Annotated in this window: 13 protein-coding genes; 6 read left to right on the forward strand and 7 right to left on the reverse strand. The window is 70.0% G+C overall.

Going from position 1 to position 16,325, the window contains the following annotated elements; all coding sequences use genetic code 11:
• Nucleotides 1-3: 3 nt before the first annotated feature.
• The 4 genes from gspD (at nt 4) to AC3A84_RS10985 (ending at nt 7,017) form a co-directional block, all read left to right on the forward strand.
• On the forward strand, nt 4-2,406 hold the full coding sequence (gene gspD, locus AC3A84_RS10970) for a type II secretion system secretin GspD (RefSeq protein ID WP_487969647.1): 2,403 nt from the start codon (nt 4-6) through the stop codon (nt 2,404-2,406).
• 31 nt (nt 2,407-2,437) lie between these two features.
• Nucleotides 2,438-3,802 carry a GspE/PulE family protein gene (locus AC3A84_RS10975; RefSeq protein ID WP_487969648.1) on the forward strand — a complete coding sequence of 455 codons (1,365 nt, stop codon included), beginning with the start codon at nt 2,438-2,440 and terminating at the stop codon, nt 3,800-3,802.
• 422 nt (nt 3,803-4,224) lie between these two features.
• Nucleotides 4,225-5,862 (forward strand): hypothetical protein, encoded by a 1,638-nt coding sequence (locus tag AC3A84_RS10980; RefSeq protein ID WP_487969649.1) that lies wholly within the window; start codon nt 4,225-4,227, stop codon nt 5,860-5,862.
• A 108-nt stretch (nt 5,863-5,970) separates the two neighbouring features.
• A complete protein-coding gene (locus AC3A84_RS10985; RefSeq protein ID WP_487969650.1) occupies nt 5,971-7,017 on the forward strand; it encodes an LLM class flavin-dependent oxidoreductase in 1,047 nt (348 codons plus the stop codon).
• Between the two features lie 34 nt (nt 7,018-7,051).
• Here AC3A84_RS10985 and AC3A84_RS10990 read toward each other — a convergent pair whose 3' ends face one another.
• On the reverse strand, nt 7,052-8,683 hold the full coding sequence (locus AC3A84_RS10990) for an ABC transporter permease (protein WP_487969651.1): 1,632 nt from the start codon (nt 8,681-8,683) through the stop codon (nt 7,052-7,054).
• Between the two features lie 147 nt (nt 8,684-8,830).
• On the opposite strand from AC3A84_RS10990, the gene AC3A84_RS10995 reads away from it, so the two are divergent.
• The gene (locus AC3A84_RS10995) at nt 8,831-9,898 is read left to right on the forward strand and encodes an ABC transporter ATP-binding protein (protein WP_487969652.1); all 1,068 of its coding nucleotides are present in this window, start codon (nt 8,831-8,833) and stop codon (nt 9,896-9,898) included.
• 123 nt (nt 9,899-10,021) lie between these two features.
• On the opposite strand, the gene AC3A84_RS11000 is transcribed toward AC3A84_RS10995, so the two are convergent.
• From AC3A84_RS11000 to AC3A84_RS11025, 6 genes are all read right to left on the reverse strand, one after another.
• On the reverse strand, nt 10,022-10,762 hold the full coding sequence (locus AC3A84_RS11000; protein ID WP_487969653.1) for a lysophospholipid acyltransferase family protein: 741 nt from the start codon (nt 10,760-10,762) through the stop codon (nt 10,022-10,024).
• Nucleotides 10,763-10,875: 113 nt separating this feature from the next.
• Entirely contained in the window at nt 10,876-12,177 is a 1,302-nt protein-coding gene (locus AC3A84_RS11005) for a dihydroorotase (protein WP_487969654.1), read from the reverse strand.
• Nucleotides 12,178-12,244: 67 nt separating this feature from the next.
• Nucleotides 12,245-13,207, reverse strand: a complete 963-nt coding sequence (locus AC3A84_RS11010) for an aspartate carbamoyltransferase catalytic subunit (RefSeq protein WP_487969655.1) — start codon at nt 13,205-13,207, stop codon at nt 12,245-12,247.
• A 2-nt stretch (nt 13,208-13,209) separates the two neighbouring features.
• Nucleotides 13,210-13,761: a bifunctional pyr operon transcriptional regulator/uracil phosphoribosyltransferase PyrR gene (pyrR, locus tag AC3A84_RS11015; RefSeq protein ID WP_487969656.1), complete on the reverse strand. Its 552-nt coding sequence runs from the start codon at nt 13,759-13,761 to the stop codon at nt 13,210-13,212.
• On the reverse strand, nt 13,758-14,198 hold the full coding sequence (ruvX, locus tag AC3A84_RS11020; RefSeq protein ID WP_487969657.1) for a Holliday junction resolvase RuvX: 441 nt from the start codon (nt 14,196-14,198) through the stop codon (nt 13,758-13,760). Before ruvX ends, pyrR begins: the two co-directional genes overlap by 4 nt.
• Nucleotides 14,195-14,812, reverse strand: a complete 618-nt coding sequence (locus tag AC3A84_RS11025; protein WP_487969658.1) for a YqgE/AlgH family protein — start codon at nt 14,810-14,812, stop codon at nt 14,195-14,197. Before AC3A84_RS11025 ends, ruvX begins: the two co-directional genes overlap by 4 nt.
• A gap of 22 nt (nt 14,813-14,834) precedes the next feature.
• Here AC3A84_RS11025 and AC3A84_RS11030 point away from each other — a divergent pair, with 22 nt between their 5' ends.
• A complete protein-coding gene (locus tag AC3A84_RS11030; RefSeq protein ID WP_487969659.1) occupies nt 14,835-16,304 on the forward strand; it encodes a cryptochrome/photolyase family protein in 1,470 nt (489 codons plus the stop codon).
• Nucleotides 16,305-16,325: the final 21 nt, after the last annotated feature.

The raw sequence follows: 16,325 nt of genomic DNA on the forward strand, positions 1-16,325 counted from the left end.
CGAATGAAATCCTTGCCTTCCCCGCGCCTGCAGTTTGCTATGAAATTCGTAGCTGCATGCGCGCTCATCGCCTGCGCCAGCGGCCCGCTGAATGCACAGACGGCCATCACCACGAGCACCGGCAGCGTGCGCTCTGGCGAGCCGGTGACGCTGAACTTCGCCAATGCCGACATCGAGGCCGTGGCCCGCACCATGGCCACGATCACCGGCCGCAACGTGGTGGTGGACCCGCGGGTAAAGGGCCAGCTCACGCTGGTGACCGAGCGCGCGGTATCGCCCGCCGCCGCGTTCGACCAATTCCTCGCGGCGCTCCGGCTGCAGGGCTTCACGGTGGTCGAAGCCGCCGGGCTCTACAAGGTGGTGCCCGAAGCCGATGCCAAGCTGCAGGCCGGCTCGGTCAGCGTCACGCAGGGCAGCTCGGGCCGGGCGCCCTCGGGCGGACAGATCGTCACGCAGATCTTCAAGCTGAACTTCGAGAACGCGGCCAACCTGGTGCCGGTGCTGCGCCCGCTCATCAGCCCCAACAACACCATCAACGTGAACCCGGGCAACAACTCCCTGGTGATCACCGACTACGCCGACAACCTGCAGCGCATCGCGCGCATCATCGCGGCGATGGACGTCTCCAACGCCAGCGACGTGGAGGTGATCCCGCTGCAGAACGCGGTGGCGAGCGAGCTCGCACCGCTGGTCTCGCGCCTGATCGAAGGCAGCGGCAGCGCCGCGCCGACGGCCGCCGTGGCCCAGGGTACGCCGGTGGCCGGCGCCAGCGAATCGACCTTCCGCACCACGCTGCTGCCCGAGCCGCGCAGCAATTCGCTGATCGTGCGCGCAGCCAACCCGGCGCGGCTGGCTCTGGTGCGCTCGCTGGTCGCCAAGCTGGACCAGCCGGCAGCGCCCGGATCGAGTGCATCGCACGGCAACATCCACGTCGTCTATCTGAAAAACGCAGACGCCACCAAGCTCGCAGCCACGCTGCGCGCGGCGCTGGCAGCCACGCAGACCGGCACGGGCACGGGCGGTGGCGCCACCTCGGGCGGCTTCACGGCCACCAGCAGCGGTGGCAGCAATTCGGGCGGCATGTCGCAGGTGGGCGGCGCCTTCGGCGGTGGCAGTGCCGGCGGCAGCAGCACGGGCATGGGCGGCGGCAATTCGGGCGGTGGCCTGGGCAGCACCGCGGGCAGCCTGAATTCGGCCAACAGCAATCAGCCTTCGACGGGCGGGCAGATCCAGGCCGACCCGAGCACCAACTCGCTGATCATCTCGGCGCCCGAGCCGCAGTTCCGCCAGCTGCGCGCCGTCATCGACCAACTGGACGGCCGCCGCGCTCAGGTGCTGGTGGAAAGCCTGATCGTCGAAGTGGCGGCCAACAAGGTGGCCGAGTTCGGCATCCAGTGGCAGACGGTGGCTGGCCGCTACGGCAATGGCACCATCGGCGTGCTGGGCACGAATTCCACCCAGGGCGGCGGCGCCAACATCCTGAACCTGGCGCTGGCAGCGGCCAGCGGCTCGGCCAGCAGCGTGGCCAGCGCCCTGGCCAGCGGCAACGCGACGCCCGGCAACGGCCTGAACGTCGGCATCGCGCCGCGCGTCAACGGCAACTACTACCTGGGCGCCCTGGCGCACTTCCTGGAGAACACAGGCGATGCCAACGTGCTGTCCACCCCGAACCTGCTGACGGTGGACAACGAGGAAGCGCAGATCATCATCGGCAACAACGTGCCTTTCGTGACCGGCTCCTATGCCAACAGCACGGGCGGCAACACGGTCAACCCCTTCACCACGGTGGAGCGCAAGGACGTGGGCCTGATGCTGCGTGTGCGTCCGCAGATCAGCGAGAACGGCACGGTCAAGCTCACGCTCTACCAGGAGGTCTCGCAGGTGGACGGCAACACGCTCTCGGACCGCAACGGCCCCACCACCAGCAAGCGCTCCATCGAATCGACCGTGCTGGTCAACGACGGCAGCGTGATCGTGCTCGGCGGCCTGCTGGAAGACCGCTACGCCATGGGCCAGGACAAGGTGCCGCTGATGGGTGACCTGCCCCTGGTGGGCGGCCTGTTCCGCAACGAGAACCGCTCACGCCGCAAGACCAACCTGATGGTCTTCCTGCGCCCGGTGGTGATCCGCGACGCGGCCACCAGCGATGCGCTGGTGCAGGACCGCTACGAGGCCATCCGCGCGCTGCAGCAGGTCACCCAGCCCGCGCCCAGCGCGGTGATGGGCAGCGTCTCGGCCGCGCCGGTGCTGCCTCCGCTGCAAACGCAAACCCCCGCCACGCCGGGCAACCCGCGCGCCGTGCCCCCCGGGCCGCTGATCGCGCCACTGCAGACCGAGTCCATTCCGCTGACGCCCGCCCCCGCGCCAGCACCCGCCGTGGGCAACAACCCCTACAGCCCGCAGTAAGTCTGCCGCCCGCCGGAAGAACCGCCCCACGATGCACCACCCCCTGCCCTACGCCTTCGCGCGATCGACGCAACTCCTGCTGGAGGACGACGGCCAGAGCCTGCTGCTCTGGCACGGCCTTGCGCCCGACGCCGGCGCGCTGTCGGAGGTGCTGCGCAAGTACCCCGCCGTGCGCGAGCTGATGCCGCTCGATGCGCCCGCGCTGGCCCAGCGCATCAGCGCGGCCTATTCGCAGAACGAATCCAGCGCTGCCATGGTGGTGAGCGAGGTCGAGAGCGACGCCGACCTCTCGCGCATGATGCAGGAGTTGCCGGCGGTCGAGGACCTGCTGGAATCGGCCGGCGACGCGCCGATCATCCGCATGCTGAACGCGCTGCTCACGCAGGCCGCGCGCGACGGCGCGAGCGACATCCACATCGAGCCCTACGAGCGGCATTCGAGCGTGCGCTTCCGTGTCGATGGCTCGCTGCGCGAGGTGGTGCAGCCCAACCGGGCGCTGCATGCCGCGCTGATCTCGCGCCTGAAGATCATGGCGGACCTGGACATCTCCGAAAAGCGCCTGCCGCAGGACGGCCGCATCAGCCTGCGCCTGGGAACGCGGGCCATCGACGTGCGCGTCTCCACCCTGCCCAGCGCCCACGGCGAGCGCGCCGTGCTGCGCCTCCTGGACAAGACGCAGACCAAGCTCACGCTGGAATCGGTGGGCATGCAGGGCGACACGCTCTCGCGCTTCGAGCACCTCATCACCCAGCCGCACGGCATCATCCTCGTGACCGGGCCCACAGGCTCGGGCAAGTCCACCACGCTCTACGCGGCGCTGCAGCGCATGGACGCCACGCAGGGCAACATCATGACGGTGGAAGACCCCATCGAATACGAGCTGCCGGGCGTGGGCCAGACGCAGGTCAACGCCAAGATCGACCTGACCTTCGCCAAGGCGCTGCGCGCCATCCTGCGGCAGGATCCGGACGTGATCATGATCGGCGAAATCCGCGATTTCGAGACCGCGCAGATCGCCATCCAGGCCTCGCTCACCGGCCACCTCGTGCTGGCCACGCTGCACACCAACGATGCGGCCAGCGCCATCACCCGCCTGACCGACATGGGCGTGGAGCCGTTCCTGCTCTCCAGTTCGCTGCTCGGCGTGCTGGCCCAGCGGCTGGTGCGCAAGCTCGATGCCAGCGACCCCAGCGGCTACCGGGGCCGCACCGGTGTGTTCGAACTGCTGGTGGTGGACGATGCCATCCGCGAGCAGATCCACAACCAGTCCTCCGAGGCGGACATCCGCGCCGCCGCCCTGGCCCGCGGCATGCGCCTGATGCGCGAGGACGGTGAACGCCTGGTGCAGGCCGGCATCACCAGCCCTGAAGAAGTGCTGCGCGTGACGCGGGACTGAGCGGCAGGACCGGCCGGGGGCTGACGACATCCGCTGCCACCCTCGCGCGCGGAAAAGACGAACGACTGCCAAGGGCTCGAACGCCAGGTTCCATGCGCCTGCCTCTCCGGGAACGGTGTGGCCGAGTCCCCGTGCCTCCCCCGTGGGTATCCCGCGAGCATGGGGGATGGCGACCAATGCCGTACGGCTCTTGGATGGGAATACCGGCCCCTGGGCCCCGGGGCGGTGGAGCCCCACAGGGACGCATCTCGGATGCAGTCCGCAGGCCTGCACGAACCCCGAGCGGCTCGCAACTCGCCCCTATATGCAGCGCCAAACGCCAGCCCACCCGTCCAGCAGGGCGATAGTGCATTTGCATCATTTATGAATGAATCGTAGCGATTTACTGTCGGGTCACGAAAAACAACCACCGGGACCCTTCCATGACCGCCTTCTCCCACACCCCCTCTGCACTGCCGCCCGAGTTCGGCAAGAGCCTGATGTCCGCCAGCGTGCTCGCCCTGCTAGCCGCCTGCGGCGGTGGCGGCAACTCCTCCCCCGCGACCATCTCGCTGAGCGGCACGGTGGTCGCCGACCAGGCCCTGAGCAATGTGCTGGTCTGCGCCGATCTGAACGGCAATCAGGCCTGCGATGCGAACGAGCCCAAGGCTGCCGCAGCCACCGGGGCCGACGGCCGATATGCCCTGACCTACCAGCCAGCCGACGATGCCGCGGCCAGTGCTTTCCGCGCCGCGCCCCTGCTGGCCCAGGTTGGCAAGGATGCGGTGGATGCGGCGGAACCGCAAGCCACGGCCACCACCCGCGCCTTCGTGCTCTCCACCCCGGCCGGCAAGAGCGGCGGGCAGATCTCGCCCCTGACCACGCTGGTGCAGAAAGCCGTGGCAGGCGGCCTGCCGCTCGCTGACGCCGAGGCGGCCGTCGCACAGCAGCTCGCGGTACCCGTCGCCAAGCTCTACGACTACCAGGGCGATGCGCGCTCTGCCGACGCAGTACTGCCCGACACCGCACGCACGGCCGCCAAGCTGACGGCCTTCGCACTGGAGATGGGCGGAGTGCTGAACACGGTGGCCGTGAACGCCACGGCCGCGGCCTCGTCTTCGCAAGGCTCGCTGACCTACACCGACGCGCAGAACTGGCGCCTGGCCGTGCGCGATTCCGACGGCACCGTGGATGCCAATGGCAACACCCAGCAATTCGAACGCCGCAGCGGCATGTCGGCAGGCGCCGCCCTGTCCGCCGCACAGCTCTATCCCACCCCCGCATCGGTGACGCTGACCGAGACAGGCTGGAACCGCTGCGACGGCACGCCCCCGCGCCTGAACACGCGCGGCTCGCCCTCCCGCACCCGCTACTGCGACGGCGCCACCCGCTTCTACAGCGTGACGGTGGCCGAGCAGGACGTCTCCGGCAAGCCCATGGCCGATGTGGCCGCGCAGATGCAGGCTGGCAACAGCCAGCTCAGCGGCAACGGCTTCCAGCAGACAGTGACGCTGACCATGGCGTCGCTGGCGCCGCTGGGCAGCGCGACCTTCCCTGCGGGCTCCGTGCTGCGCACCAACGTGAGCGCACAGCTCAACCAGGCGATCACCATCAACAACACGGCCACCGACCTGCTGGCAGGCGGCGCCTTCACCACGCTGGAAGCGCTGATAGCCGGGCGGCCGGCTTCGGCGGTCAACCTGGCCAACGCAGGCGGCACGCTGCCGCTGGGCATCCAGGATGACACGCACTCGCTGCGCGCGGCCTTCGTCGATGGCAGCACGCTGCAGATCTACCGCTGCAACGCCACGGCGCCCAACTACAGCGACTCGAACAACTGCACCGCGCTGTCCCAAAGCGCCTATTCCATCGATACCTCGGGCGGCGGCGTGCGGCTGCTGAGGATCGCGAACTTCCCGCTCACCTCGCTGAACCAGCTGCGCGGCTATACCGAGTACAACGGCGGCGTCTATCAGTACCGCCAGCCGCGCCCCGCGACGAAGGAGGAACAGGTACTGAGCTATACGGTGCGGCTGAACAATGCGGGCTGGGCCGCCTTCAGGACCCAGCTGGGGCTCTGAGCACATCTTGACGATCCCGGTCCGGTCCGCGCAATGCCGCCCGGACCGGGATGCCGGGCGCAAGTCCCGTCACCAGCATGGATATGGCTCGGCGCCCACAATGGCTGCATGACTTCTTCCATCACGCACCTGCCCGCCCTCTCCATGCTCGACCTGGTGACCGTGCGCGAAGGCGCCACCGTCGCCCAGGCGCTGGCCCTGGCCGTGCGCACCGCGCAGCATGTGGAAAGCCTGGGCTTCACCCGCTACTGGATGGCCGAGCACCACAACATGCCCGGCATCGCCAGTTCCGCCACGGCCGTGCTGATCGGCCATGTGGCGGGCGCCACGCAGAGCATCCGCGTGGGCTCGGGCGGCATCATGCTGCCCAACCATGCGCCGCTGGTGGTCGCCGAGGCCTTCGGCACGCTGGCCGAGCTGTATCCGGGCCGCATCGACCTGGGCCTGGGCCGCGCGCCGGGCACCGACGGCCAGACCATGCGCGCCCTGCGCCGCGATCGGGTGGAGTCCGAGCAGGACTTTCCGCGCGACGTGGCCGAACTGCAGCGCCTGCTGGGGCCCGCCGAGCCGGGGCAGCGCATCACCGCCGTGCCGGGCGCAGGCACCAACGTGCCGATCTGGCTGCTGGGCTCCAGCCTCTTCTCGGCCCAGCTCGCGGCCGAAAAGGGGCTGCCCTATGCCTTCGCGTCGCACTTCGCGCCGCGCATGCTGCACCAGGCCATCGACCTCTACCGCCGGCTGTTCCGGCCCTCGGCCACCCTGGCACGGCCTTACGTGGCCATCGGCGTGCCGGTGATCGCCGCGCCCACCGACGAAGAGGCTGACTACCTGGCCAGCAGCACCTACCAGCGCGTGCTGGGCATCCTCACCGGCCAGCGCGGCCTGCTACGCCCGCCGGTGCAGGGCTATGCGCAATCGCTATTGCCGCAGGAGCGCGCCGCGATCGGCGACTTCCTCGCCGCTGGCGTGGTGGGTGGGCCCGAGACGGTGCGCGAAGGCTTCGCCGAACTGGCGCGTGCCACCGAGGCCGATGAATTCATTCTGGTGAGCGACGTGTACGACGGCGATCTGCGCCTGCGTTCGCTGGAGATCGCGGCAGCGGCCCATGCCTCGCTGGGCGCCGCAGCGGCTGCGACGGCGACCGCGACGGCCTGAGAGCCGGACGCGCGCCCGATCTGCGCCATCCAGATCAGCGCCGGCCGCCGCGCAGCGTGCGGCTGAGCAGCATCACCGGCACGAGCCCCACGGCCACCAGTGCCAGCGAAGGCAGCGCGGCTTCACCGAGGCGCTCGTCGCGCGCCAGCTGGTAGGCAACCACCGCCAGTGTGTCGCTGTTGAAGGGGCGCAGCACCATGGTGGCAGGCAGCTCCTTCATCACATCGACGAAGACCAGCAGCGCCGCGGCCGCCGTGGAGCGCTTGAGCAGCGGCGCATGCACCCGCAACATCAGCCCCAGGCTGCCCACGCCCAGCATGCGGGCGGAATCGTCCAGGCTGGGCGGGATGCGCGCATAGCCGCTTTGCACCGACTGCAACGCCACGGCGCAAAAGCGCACCAGATAGGCCCAGACGATGCCCACGGCCGTGGAGGTGATGAGCGCGGGCAGCCCCCAGCCGGGCGCCGCCGTCTGCAGCCAGCCCACGGGCAGCAGCAGGCCCACCACGATGACCGCACCGGGCACGGCGTAGCCCAGGCTGGCCAGTTGCACCACGCTGCGCGTGAGCGCGGTGGGGCGGCGCCGCACGGCGAAGGCCAGCGCCAGCGCGATGGCCACGGCCAGCACGGCAGTGATGGCGCCCAGGCGCACGCTGTGGCCGGCCCATTCCACGAAACGGTCCCAGGGCAGCACCGACCAGTCAGCCGCCAGCGGACGGAGCATGAAGACCACCGGCAGAACGAAGCCCGCGAGCACGGGCAGCAGGCAGATGCCCCAGGCCGCCGCGCAGCGCCAGCCCAGCAGACGCTGCGGCTGCGCCTCGGCCGAGCCGGCGCGCCCGGCGCTGCCGGTGGCAAAGCGCATGCGGCGCTGCGCACGCAGCTCCAGCTGCAGCAGCGCCACGACCAGCACGAGCAGCATGGTGGCGAGCTGCGCGGCGGCGAGCCGGTTGTCCATGGACAGCCAGGCCTTGTAGATGCCTGTGGTGAAGGTCTGGATGCCGAAATAGCTGGCCACGCCGAAGTCGGCCAACGTCTCCATCAGCACCAGCGCCACGCCCGCCGCCACCGCCGGCCGCGCCAGCGGCAGCGCGACCATGCGGATGCGGCGGCCCAGCGGTGCACCCAGCAGGCGCGCGGCTTCCATCAGGTGCGCGGCACGCTCGCCCAGGGCCGTGCGCGCCAGCAGATAGACATACGGGTAGAGCGAGAAGATGAACACCCACACCGCACCGCCCAGGCTGCGCACCTCGGGCAAAAGCCGCCCTTCGAGCCCGAAGCTCGCGCGCAGCCACACCTGCAGCGGGCCGCTGAACTGCAGGAAGTCGGTGTATGCATAGGCCGTCACATAAGCCGGCATGGCCAGGGGCAGGAGCAGCAGCCATTCCATGCTGCGCCGGCCGCGGAAGTCGAACAGCGTGACCGCCGCCGCCGTGGCCATGCCCACCACCGCCGCGCCCAGCGCCACGGCCACGCCCAGCCACAGCGTGGTGGCGACGTAGCCCGGCAGCACGGTGGCGGCCATCTCGCGCAGGATGGCACCGGCCGCCTCGCCGCCCGTCCCCCAGGGCAGCCAAGAGCCCAGCACGGCCAGCACCGGCAGGGTGAGCAGCGCGGCGAGGGCGATGAGCGGCAGGGAGCGCAGTGCGAAGCGGAACGGAGCCAAGGAGCGGGCCGGTGAAGCGATAAGGAAGATGGCGGCAGCCGCAGGCACGGCCCGGGGCGAGGTTCAGCAGGCCAGAAAGGTGGCAAGCCACCGCGCTGATGCTGAGAATGCGAATTCTACGCATCCATGCCTTCTAGAATCCCCTGCATGTTTCTGGAAGTCTCCCAACTGCAAGTGCGCTACGCCGGCCGCGCACAGGCCGCCGTGCGCGGCGTGAGCCTGGGCCTGGCGGCGGGCGAGATCGGCGTGCTGATCGGCCCCTCGGGCTGCGGCAAGACCACGCTGCTGCGCGCCGTGGCGGGACTGGAGCCGGTGGCCGGCGGCGAGATCCGCCTGAGCGGCGCGGTCGTGGGCAGCGCCGGCCGCAGCGTGCCGCCCGAGGAGCGCCGCATCGGCATGGTGTTCCAGGACTACGCCCTCTTCCCGCACCTGAGCGTGGGGCGCAACGTGGCCTTCGGCATCCACCGCCTGGCGCGGGCCGAGCAGGCGGCGCGGGTCGATGAGGTGCTGCGCCTGGTGGGCCTGGAAGGCAGCGCAGAACGCTTTCCCCACGAGCTCTCGGGCGGGCAGCAGCAGCGCGTGGCGTTGGCCCGGGCGCTGGCGCCGCGCCCGCAGCTGATGCTGCTGGATGAACCCTTTTCCAACCTGGACGTGGAGCTGCGCGAGCGCCTGGCGCACGAGGTGCGCGGCATCCTGAAGGCGGCGGGCGCGACCGCCCTCTTCGTCACGCACGACCAGCTGGAGGCCTTCGCGATCGGCGACCGCATCGGCGTGATGGAGTCGGGCACGCTGCACCAGTGGGATGCCGCCTATGCGCTCTACCACCGGCCGGCCACGCGCTTCGTGGCGGATTTCATCGGCCACGGCGTGTTCGCCCCCGCCACGCTGGAGCGCCGGCCCGACGGCGGCGTGGTGGCGCGCACGCCGCTGGGCGACCTGGCCGACCTGGAGGAATGCCCCCTGCCCGGCGCCTACCCGGGCGGCGCATGCGACGTGCTGCTGCGCGCCGACGACGTGGTGCATGACGACGATGCGCCGGTGCAGGCGCGCATCGTGCGCAAGGCGTTCAGGGGGTCGGAATTCCTCTACACGCTGCAGCTGGCCAACGGCCTTAGCGTGATGGCCCATGTGCCGAGCCACCACGACCATGCGGTAGGCGACTGGATCGGCATCCGGCCGCAGGTGCAGCACGTGGTGACGTTTCCCCGGGGCTGAGCGGCCGGGATCGAGGACTTTGAGGACTTTGGGCCTCCAGCCCAGGCAGATCAATGGCTGACAGCTATATTTTCAATAGCGGATCGCCGGCCACCGCAGGGGGGCCGGCCAGCCCCTGCCCCATCAACTGCGCCGCAGCCCGTCCACCACGCTGCGCAGGTCTTCGGCCCAGGTGCGGCGGTCGCGGCCGGCGGCCTGCTGCGGCGCGCCGTAGTGCACCACGGCCACCAGCCCGTCGGCGCAGAGGGTGCGCCAAAGCGAGCCGATCAGCGTCTCGTCGCCCACATAGCTCGCGGCCTGGCTGGGCGCGCCGGTGCGGCCGTCGATAAAGCGCAGGCCCACGGGCTGCACGGGCGCATCGGCGCTGATGGCCGACTGCAGCAGGTTGGCGTGGAAGGGCAGCAGCGCGATGCCGTTGCTGGTCGTGCCTTCGGGGAACACGGCCAGGATCTCGCCGCGATCGAGCGCATCGCGCATGGTATGGACCACGCGCAGCGCGTCGCGGCGCGATTCGCGTTCGATGTAGAGCGTTCCCGCCGCCGTGGCCAGCCGGCCCAGCACCGGCCAGGCCTTGACATCGGACTTAGAGACGAACCGGCAGTGGCGCGCCGCGTGCATCACCGGAATGTCGAGCCAGGAGATGTGGTTGGCCACCAGCAGCAGCGGCCCGTGCGCGGGCGGCGTGCCCAGCACCTGCAACTGCACACCGGCGCGCCGCAGCATCTCCCGCGCCCAGGCCTGCACGCGGGCCTGCTGCTCCTGGACCGGCATGCCGCGGAAGCGCAGCAGCACGGTTCCCAGGCCGACGGCGATGTGGGTCAGCATGCGTGCGAGGCGCAGGCAGGCGCGGACTTGGCGTCTCATGGTGGCAGCTCGAAGAAAGGAATCGGAGGAGCGGACAGGGGCGAGGACATCACGGCGCGCCGCCTGCCGGGAACCGCACCGGGTGCGGCCAGGCCAGCGCACCCAGGAGGCGATCAGCCGGGCTGGCGCTCGAACGCGACCTGCCCGCCCACCAGCGTGCAGCGCACGCGGCCCGGCAGCTCGTAGGACGAGAAAGGCGTGTGCTTGCCCTGGCTGCGCAGCGCGGCGGCTTCCACCGTCCAGGCGCCTTCGGCATCGACCACGCAGAGGTCGGCCACGCCGCCTTCCACGATCTGGCCCACGCTGGCCTGCAGCGTGCCCAGGGCGCTGCCCAGCACGCGGGCCGGCTCGGCGGTGACCACGCCCAGCGCGCGCGCCAGCGGCACGCCGGCATCGCGCGACCACTTGAGGGCCACGCTCAGGAGCAGCTCCAGGCCGGTGGCGCCGGGCTCGGCCTCGGCGAAGGGCAGCACCTTGGCGTCTTCATCGACCGGCGTGTGGTCGGAGACCAGCGCGTCGAGGGTGCCGTCGGCCAGGCCAGCCAGCAGCGCATCGCGGTCGCGCTGCTGGCGCAGCGGCGGCGAAAGGCGCGCGCGGCTGTCGAAGAAGCCGATGTCGGTGTCGGTGAACATCAGCGAATTGATGCTCACGTCGGCCGTCACCTTCAGGCCTGCGGCCTTGGCCTGGCGCACCAGATCCACGCCCGCCGCGCTGGAGAGGCGGCAGAGGTGGACGCGCGCGCCGGTGGTCTTGAGCAGCTCGAAGATGGTGTGCAGCGCGATGGTCTCGGCCGCGACAGGAATGCCCGAGAGGCCCAGCCGCGTGGCGAGTGGCCCGCTGGCGGCCACGCCCCGGCCCAGGTACATCTCCTGCGGGCGCAGCCACACGGTGTAGCCGAAGGTGGCGGCGTACTGCAGGGCGCGCTGCAGCACCTGAGTGCTCTGCAGCGCCACCTCGGCCTGGCTGAAGCCGACACAGCCCGACTCGGTGAGTTCGGCCATCTCGGTCAGCACCTCGCCGGCCAGGCCCCGCGTGAGCGCGCCCAGCGGAAAGAGCCGCGACTGGTGCAGCTTCTCGGCGCGGAACTTGAGCATTTCCACCAGGCCGGGCTCGTCCAGCACCGGGTCGGTGTCGGGCGGGCAGACCAGGCTGGTCACGCCGCCGGCCACGGCCGCCGCCATTTCGGATTCGAGCATGCCCTCGTGTTCGTAGCCGGGCTCGCGCAGGCGCGCCGCCAGGTCCACCAGGCCGGGCACCACCAGGCAGCCGCTGGCGTCGATCACGCGGTTGGGCGCGAAGTCGCGCGGCGCGCGGCCCAGCGCGATGATGCGGCCGGCCGCCAGCGCGATGTCGCAGGTCTGGTCGAAGCCGCTGGCCGGATCGATCACGCGGCCGTTCTGGATCAGTATCTTCATGGTTTCAAGCCCAATGAACCGCCAGCGCTTTCTGGATGCGCGCTGGCAGCTATTTTCTTTATAGCAATCAAGCCTCGTTACCGGCGACGATGGACATCACGGCCATGCGCACGGCGATGCCGAAGGTGACCTGCGGCAGGATCACGCTCTGCTTGCCGTCCACCACGGCGGAGTCGATCTCCACGCCGCGGTTGATCGGGCCGGGGTGCATGACGATGGCGTCGGGCTTGGCCAGCCGCAGCTTCTCGGGCGTGAGGCCGAAGCTCTTGAAGTATTCCTGGCTGGATGGCAGCAGCGCGCCGCTCATGCGCTCGTTCTGCAAGCGCAGCATGATGACCACGTCGGCATCCTTGATGCCCTCTTCCAGCGTGTGGCACACGCGCACGCCCATGTGGGAGAGGTCGCTGGGCACCAGCGTGCGCGGGCCCACCACGCGCACCTCGGGGCAGCCCAGGGTGGTGAGGCCGTGGATGTCCGAGCGCGCCACGCGCGAATGCAGCACGTCGCCCACGATGGCCACCGTGAGGTTGGAGAAGTCCTTCTTGTAGTGGCGGATGGTGTACATGTCGAGCAGCCCCTGCGTGGGGTGCGCATGCCGTCCGTCGCCCGCGTTGATGACGTGCACATGGGGCGCCACGTGCTGCGCGATCAGGTAGGGCGCGCCCGATTCGCTGTGCCGCACCACGAAGAGGTCCGCCGCCATGGCCGAGAGGTTGGCGATGGTGTCGAGCAGCGACTCGCCCTTGCTGGCCGAGGAGCGCGCGATGTCCAGGTTGATCACGTCGGCCGACAGGCGCTTGGCCGCGATCTCGAAGGTGGTGCGCGTGCGGGTGCTGTTCTCGAAGAACAGGTTGAACACGCTCTTGCCGCGCAGCAGCGGCACCTTCTTCACCTCGCGGTCGTTCACGCTGACGAAGTTGGCCGCGGTGTCGAGGATGTGGGTGAGGATGCTCTTGGGCAGGCCCTCGATGGAGAGCAGATGGATCAGCTCGCCGTTGGCGTTGAGTTGGGGGTTGCGCTTGTACAGCACCGTCAGGCCTCTTGGATGTTCACTGCTTTGACGTCGAAATGGAAAGCGCCGGCCTCGGTGCGGGCCAGGGCCAGCGACTGGGTGGCCGGCAGCGCCACGCGGGCGGCGGCGAAGTCCGCCTGCACCGGCAGCTCCCGCCCGCCGCGGTCCACCAGCACCGCCAGCCGCACGCTGGCGGGCCGGCCGTAGTCGAACAGCTCGTTGAGCACGGCGCGGATGGTGCGGCCGGTGTAGAGCACATCGTCCAGCACCAGGATGTCGGCGCCGCTCACCTCGAAGGGCAGCGCAGTCTGCGCGCTCACCGACATGCCGCGCTGAGAGAAGTCGTCGCGGTGCATGGCCGAGGAGAGCACGCCGGCTTCGCCGGGCAGGCCCAGGTCCTTCTGCAGCCGCTCGGCCAGCCAGGCGCCGCCCGAGGCGATGCCCGCCAGGTGCGTGCGCCCAGTGCGCAGCGCACGCACGCCGCGCAGCAGCTCGGCGTAGAGCGCTTCGGCGTCAAGCGCCAGCGTGCCCGCGGCGTGGGGCGTGGAAGAAGGGGACGGGGGAGCGCTCATGGAAGATTCCTCAAAAACTGTTCCAGGATGATGCAGGCCGACGCGGCATCGGCATCGCGGGCGCCGGCGGCATGGGCCTCGGTAGTGCTGTAGCGCTCGTCCACCTCGAACACCGGCAGCCCGAAGCGGCCGCGCAGCTGGCGCGCGAACTTCAGGGCGCGGGCGGTGTTCTCGTGGCTCGCGCCATCGGGGTGGTAGGGCACGCCGATCACCAGCGCATCGGGCTGCCATTCGCGGATGCGCTCGGCCACATGGGCGAAGCGAGCATCGCCCTCGGCGCGGATCGTGGCCTGCGGCGTGGCGGTGCGCAGCATGCGATTGCCCACGGCGACGCCGCTGCGCTTGAGCCCCAGGTCTAGCGCCAGGAAGGACTGGAAATGCGCGGGAACGGCCTGCGATGCTGGTGAAGATGCGGGGGCTGCGGAAGAGCCGCTCATGCGTGCCCCGCCTCGGGCGAGAGCATCCACGACTGCAGGCCCAGCAAGGCCATGGCACGGTCGTAGCGCTGATCCACCGGGGTGTCGAAGATGACCGACGGGTCGGCCCCCACGGTCAGCCAGCTGTTCTCGGCCACCTCGGATTCGAGCTGGCCCTGCGCCCAGGACGAATAGCCCAGCGTCACCAGCACGCGGCGCGGACCGGCGCCGGTGGACATCGCCTCGAGCACGTCCTTGGAGGTGGTCATCTCCAGCCCGCCTGGAATGGCCATGGTGGAGGCGTAGATGGTTTCGTCGGCTTCGACCCCCTCCCCCGTTTCGGACGAGGAAGCGACCACGGGCTCGTGGAGCACGAAGCCGCGCTCGGTCTGCACCGGACCGCCCTGGAAGACGGGCTGCTGGGTGAGGTCTTCGCGCTGCAGGGGCAGATCGACCTTGTCGAAAAGGCCCCGCAGATTGATGTCGGTGGGCTTGTTGATGATGAGCCCGAGGGCTCCGCGTTCGCTGTGTTCGCACACATAGACCACGCTGCGCGAGAAAGACGCATCTTCCAGGCCCGGCATGGCGATCAGGAAATGGTGCGTCAGGTTCATGGGCGCAGAATCGGCAGGCATTCGGCAATTTTAAACGGTGAACATGGCACCCATTTTTTCTTCTGGCCTGGTCTGGTTCCGGCGTGACCTGCGCTCCACGGACCATGCGGCGCTGCACCACGCGCTGCGCCAGTGCCAGCAAGTGCATTGCGCCTTCGTCTTCGACACCGAAATCCTGGACGCCCTGCCCCGCGCCGACCGCCGGGTGGAATTCATCCGCGAATCGCTGGTGGAGCTGGACGCATCGCTGCGCGAACTCTCGGGCGACACGCACGGCGGCCTCATCGCCTGCCACGGACTGGCGCGCGACGAGCTGCCCGCGCTGGCACGTCAGCTGGGCGTGCAGGCTGTCTTCGCCAACCGCGACGACGAACCCCTGGCACTGGCGCGCGACGAGCACGTGCGCTCGGTGCTGTTGGCGCTGGGCATCCGGCTGCTCACCTTCAAGGACCACACGGTCTTCGAGCGCGGGGAAGTGCTGACCCAGACCGGCACGCCCTACACCGTGTTCACGCCCTACAAGAACGCCTGGCTGCGCAAGGTGGACGACTTCTACCTGCGCGCCTACCCCGTGGAGCCCCGCGCCCGCCGGCTGGCGCCGCGCCCGGAGGGGCTGCGCCAGCCCGTGCCTTCGCTCCCGGCCCTGGGCTTCGAGCCCGCCGGCCTCGCGCAGCTGCGCCTGCCCGCCGGCATGCAGGGTGCGCAGCAGCTGCTGGACGACTTTCTCGAACGCATCGACGCCTACGGCCAAGCCCGCGACTTCCCCGCCATGAAGGGCCCGAGCTACCTCAGCGTGCATCTGCGTTTCGGCACGCTCTCGATCCGCCAGGCCGCGCGGCTGGCGCACGAGCGCAGTGCCCGGGGCAGCGCGGGCGCCGCCACCTGGCTCAGCGAACTCATCTGGCGGGACTTCTACTTCCAGGTGCTGGCGCACCACCCGCAGATCGCGGGCGGCGCGAGCTTCAAGCCCGCCTACGATGCCATCGCCTGGGAAAGCGGCGCGCAGGCCGACGAGCTCTTTGCCGCCTGGTGCGAAGGCCGTACCGGCTACCCGCTGGTCGACGCCGCCATGGCGCAGATCAACCAGACCGGGTACATGCACAACCGCCTTCGCATGGTGGTGGCCAGCTTCCTGTGCAAAGACCTGGGCCTGGACTGGCGCCGCGGCGAGCGCTATTTCGCCGAGAAGCTCAACGACTTCGACCTCTCGGCCAACAACGGCGGCTGGCAGTGGGCCAGCTCCAGCGGCTGCGATGCGCAGCCCTACTTCCGCATCTTCAACCCGGTGAGCCAGAGCCGCAAGTTCGACCCCGAGGGCCGCTTCATCCGCCGCTACCTGCCGCAGTTGGCCAAGCTACCCGACGCGGCACTGCACGCACCCTGGCTGGCACGCCCGCTGGAGCTGCAGGCAGCCGGCGTCGCGCTGGGCCAGGACTACCCCCACCCCGTGGTGGACCACGACGAAGCCCGCCAGCGCACTTTGGCGCGCTATGCGGTGGTGAAGGCCGGCTGAGGCCTCGCGAAGCGCCGGGCG

The organism is Paracidovorax sp. (genome assembly GCF_057642795.1).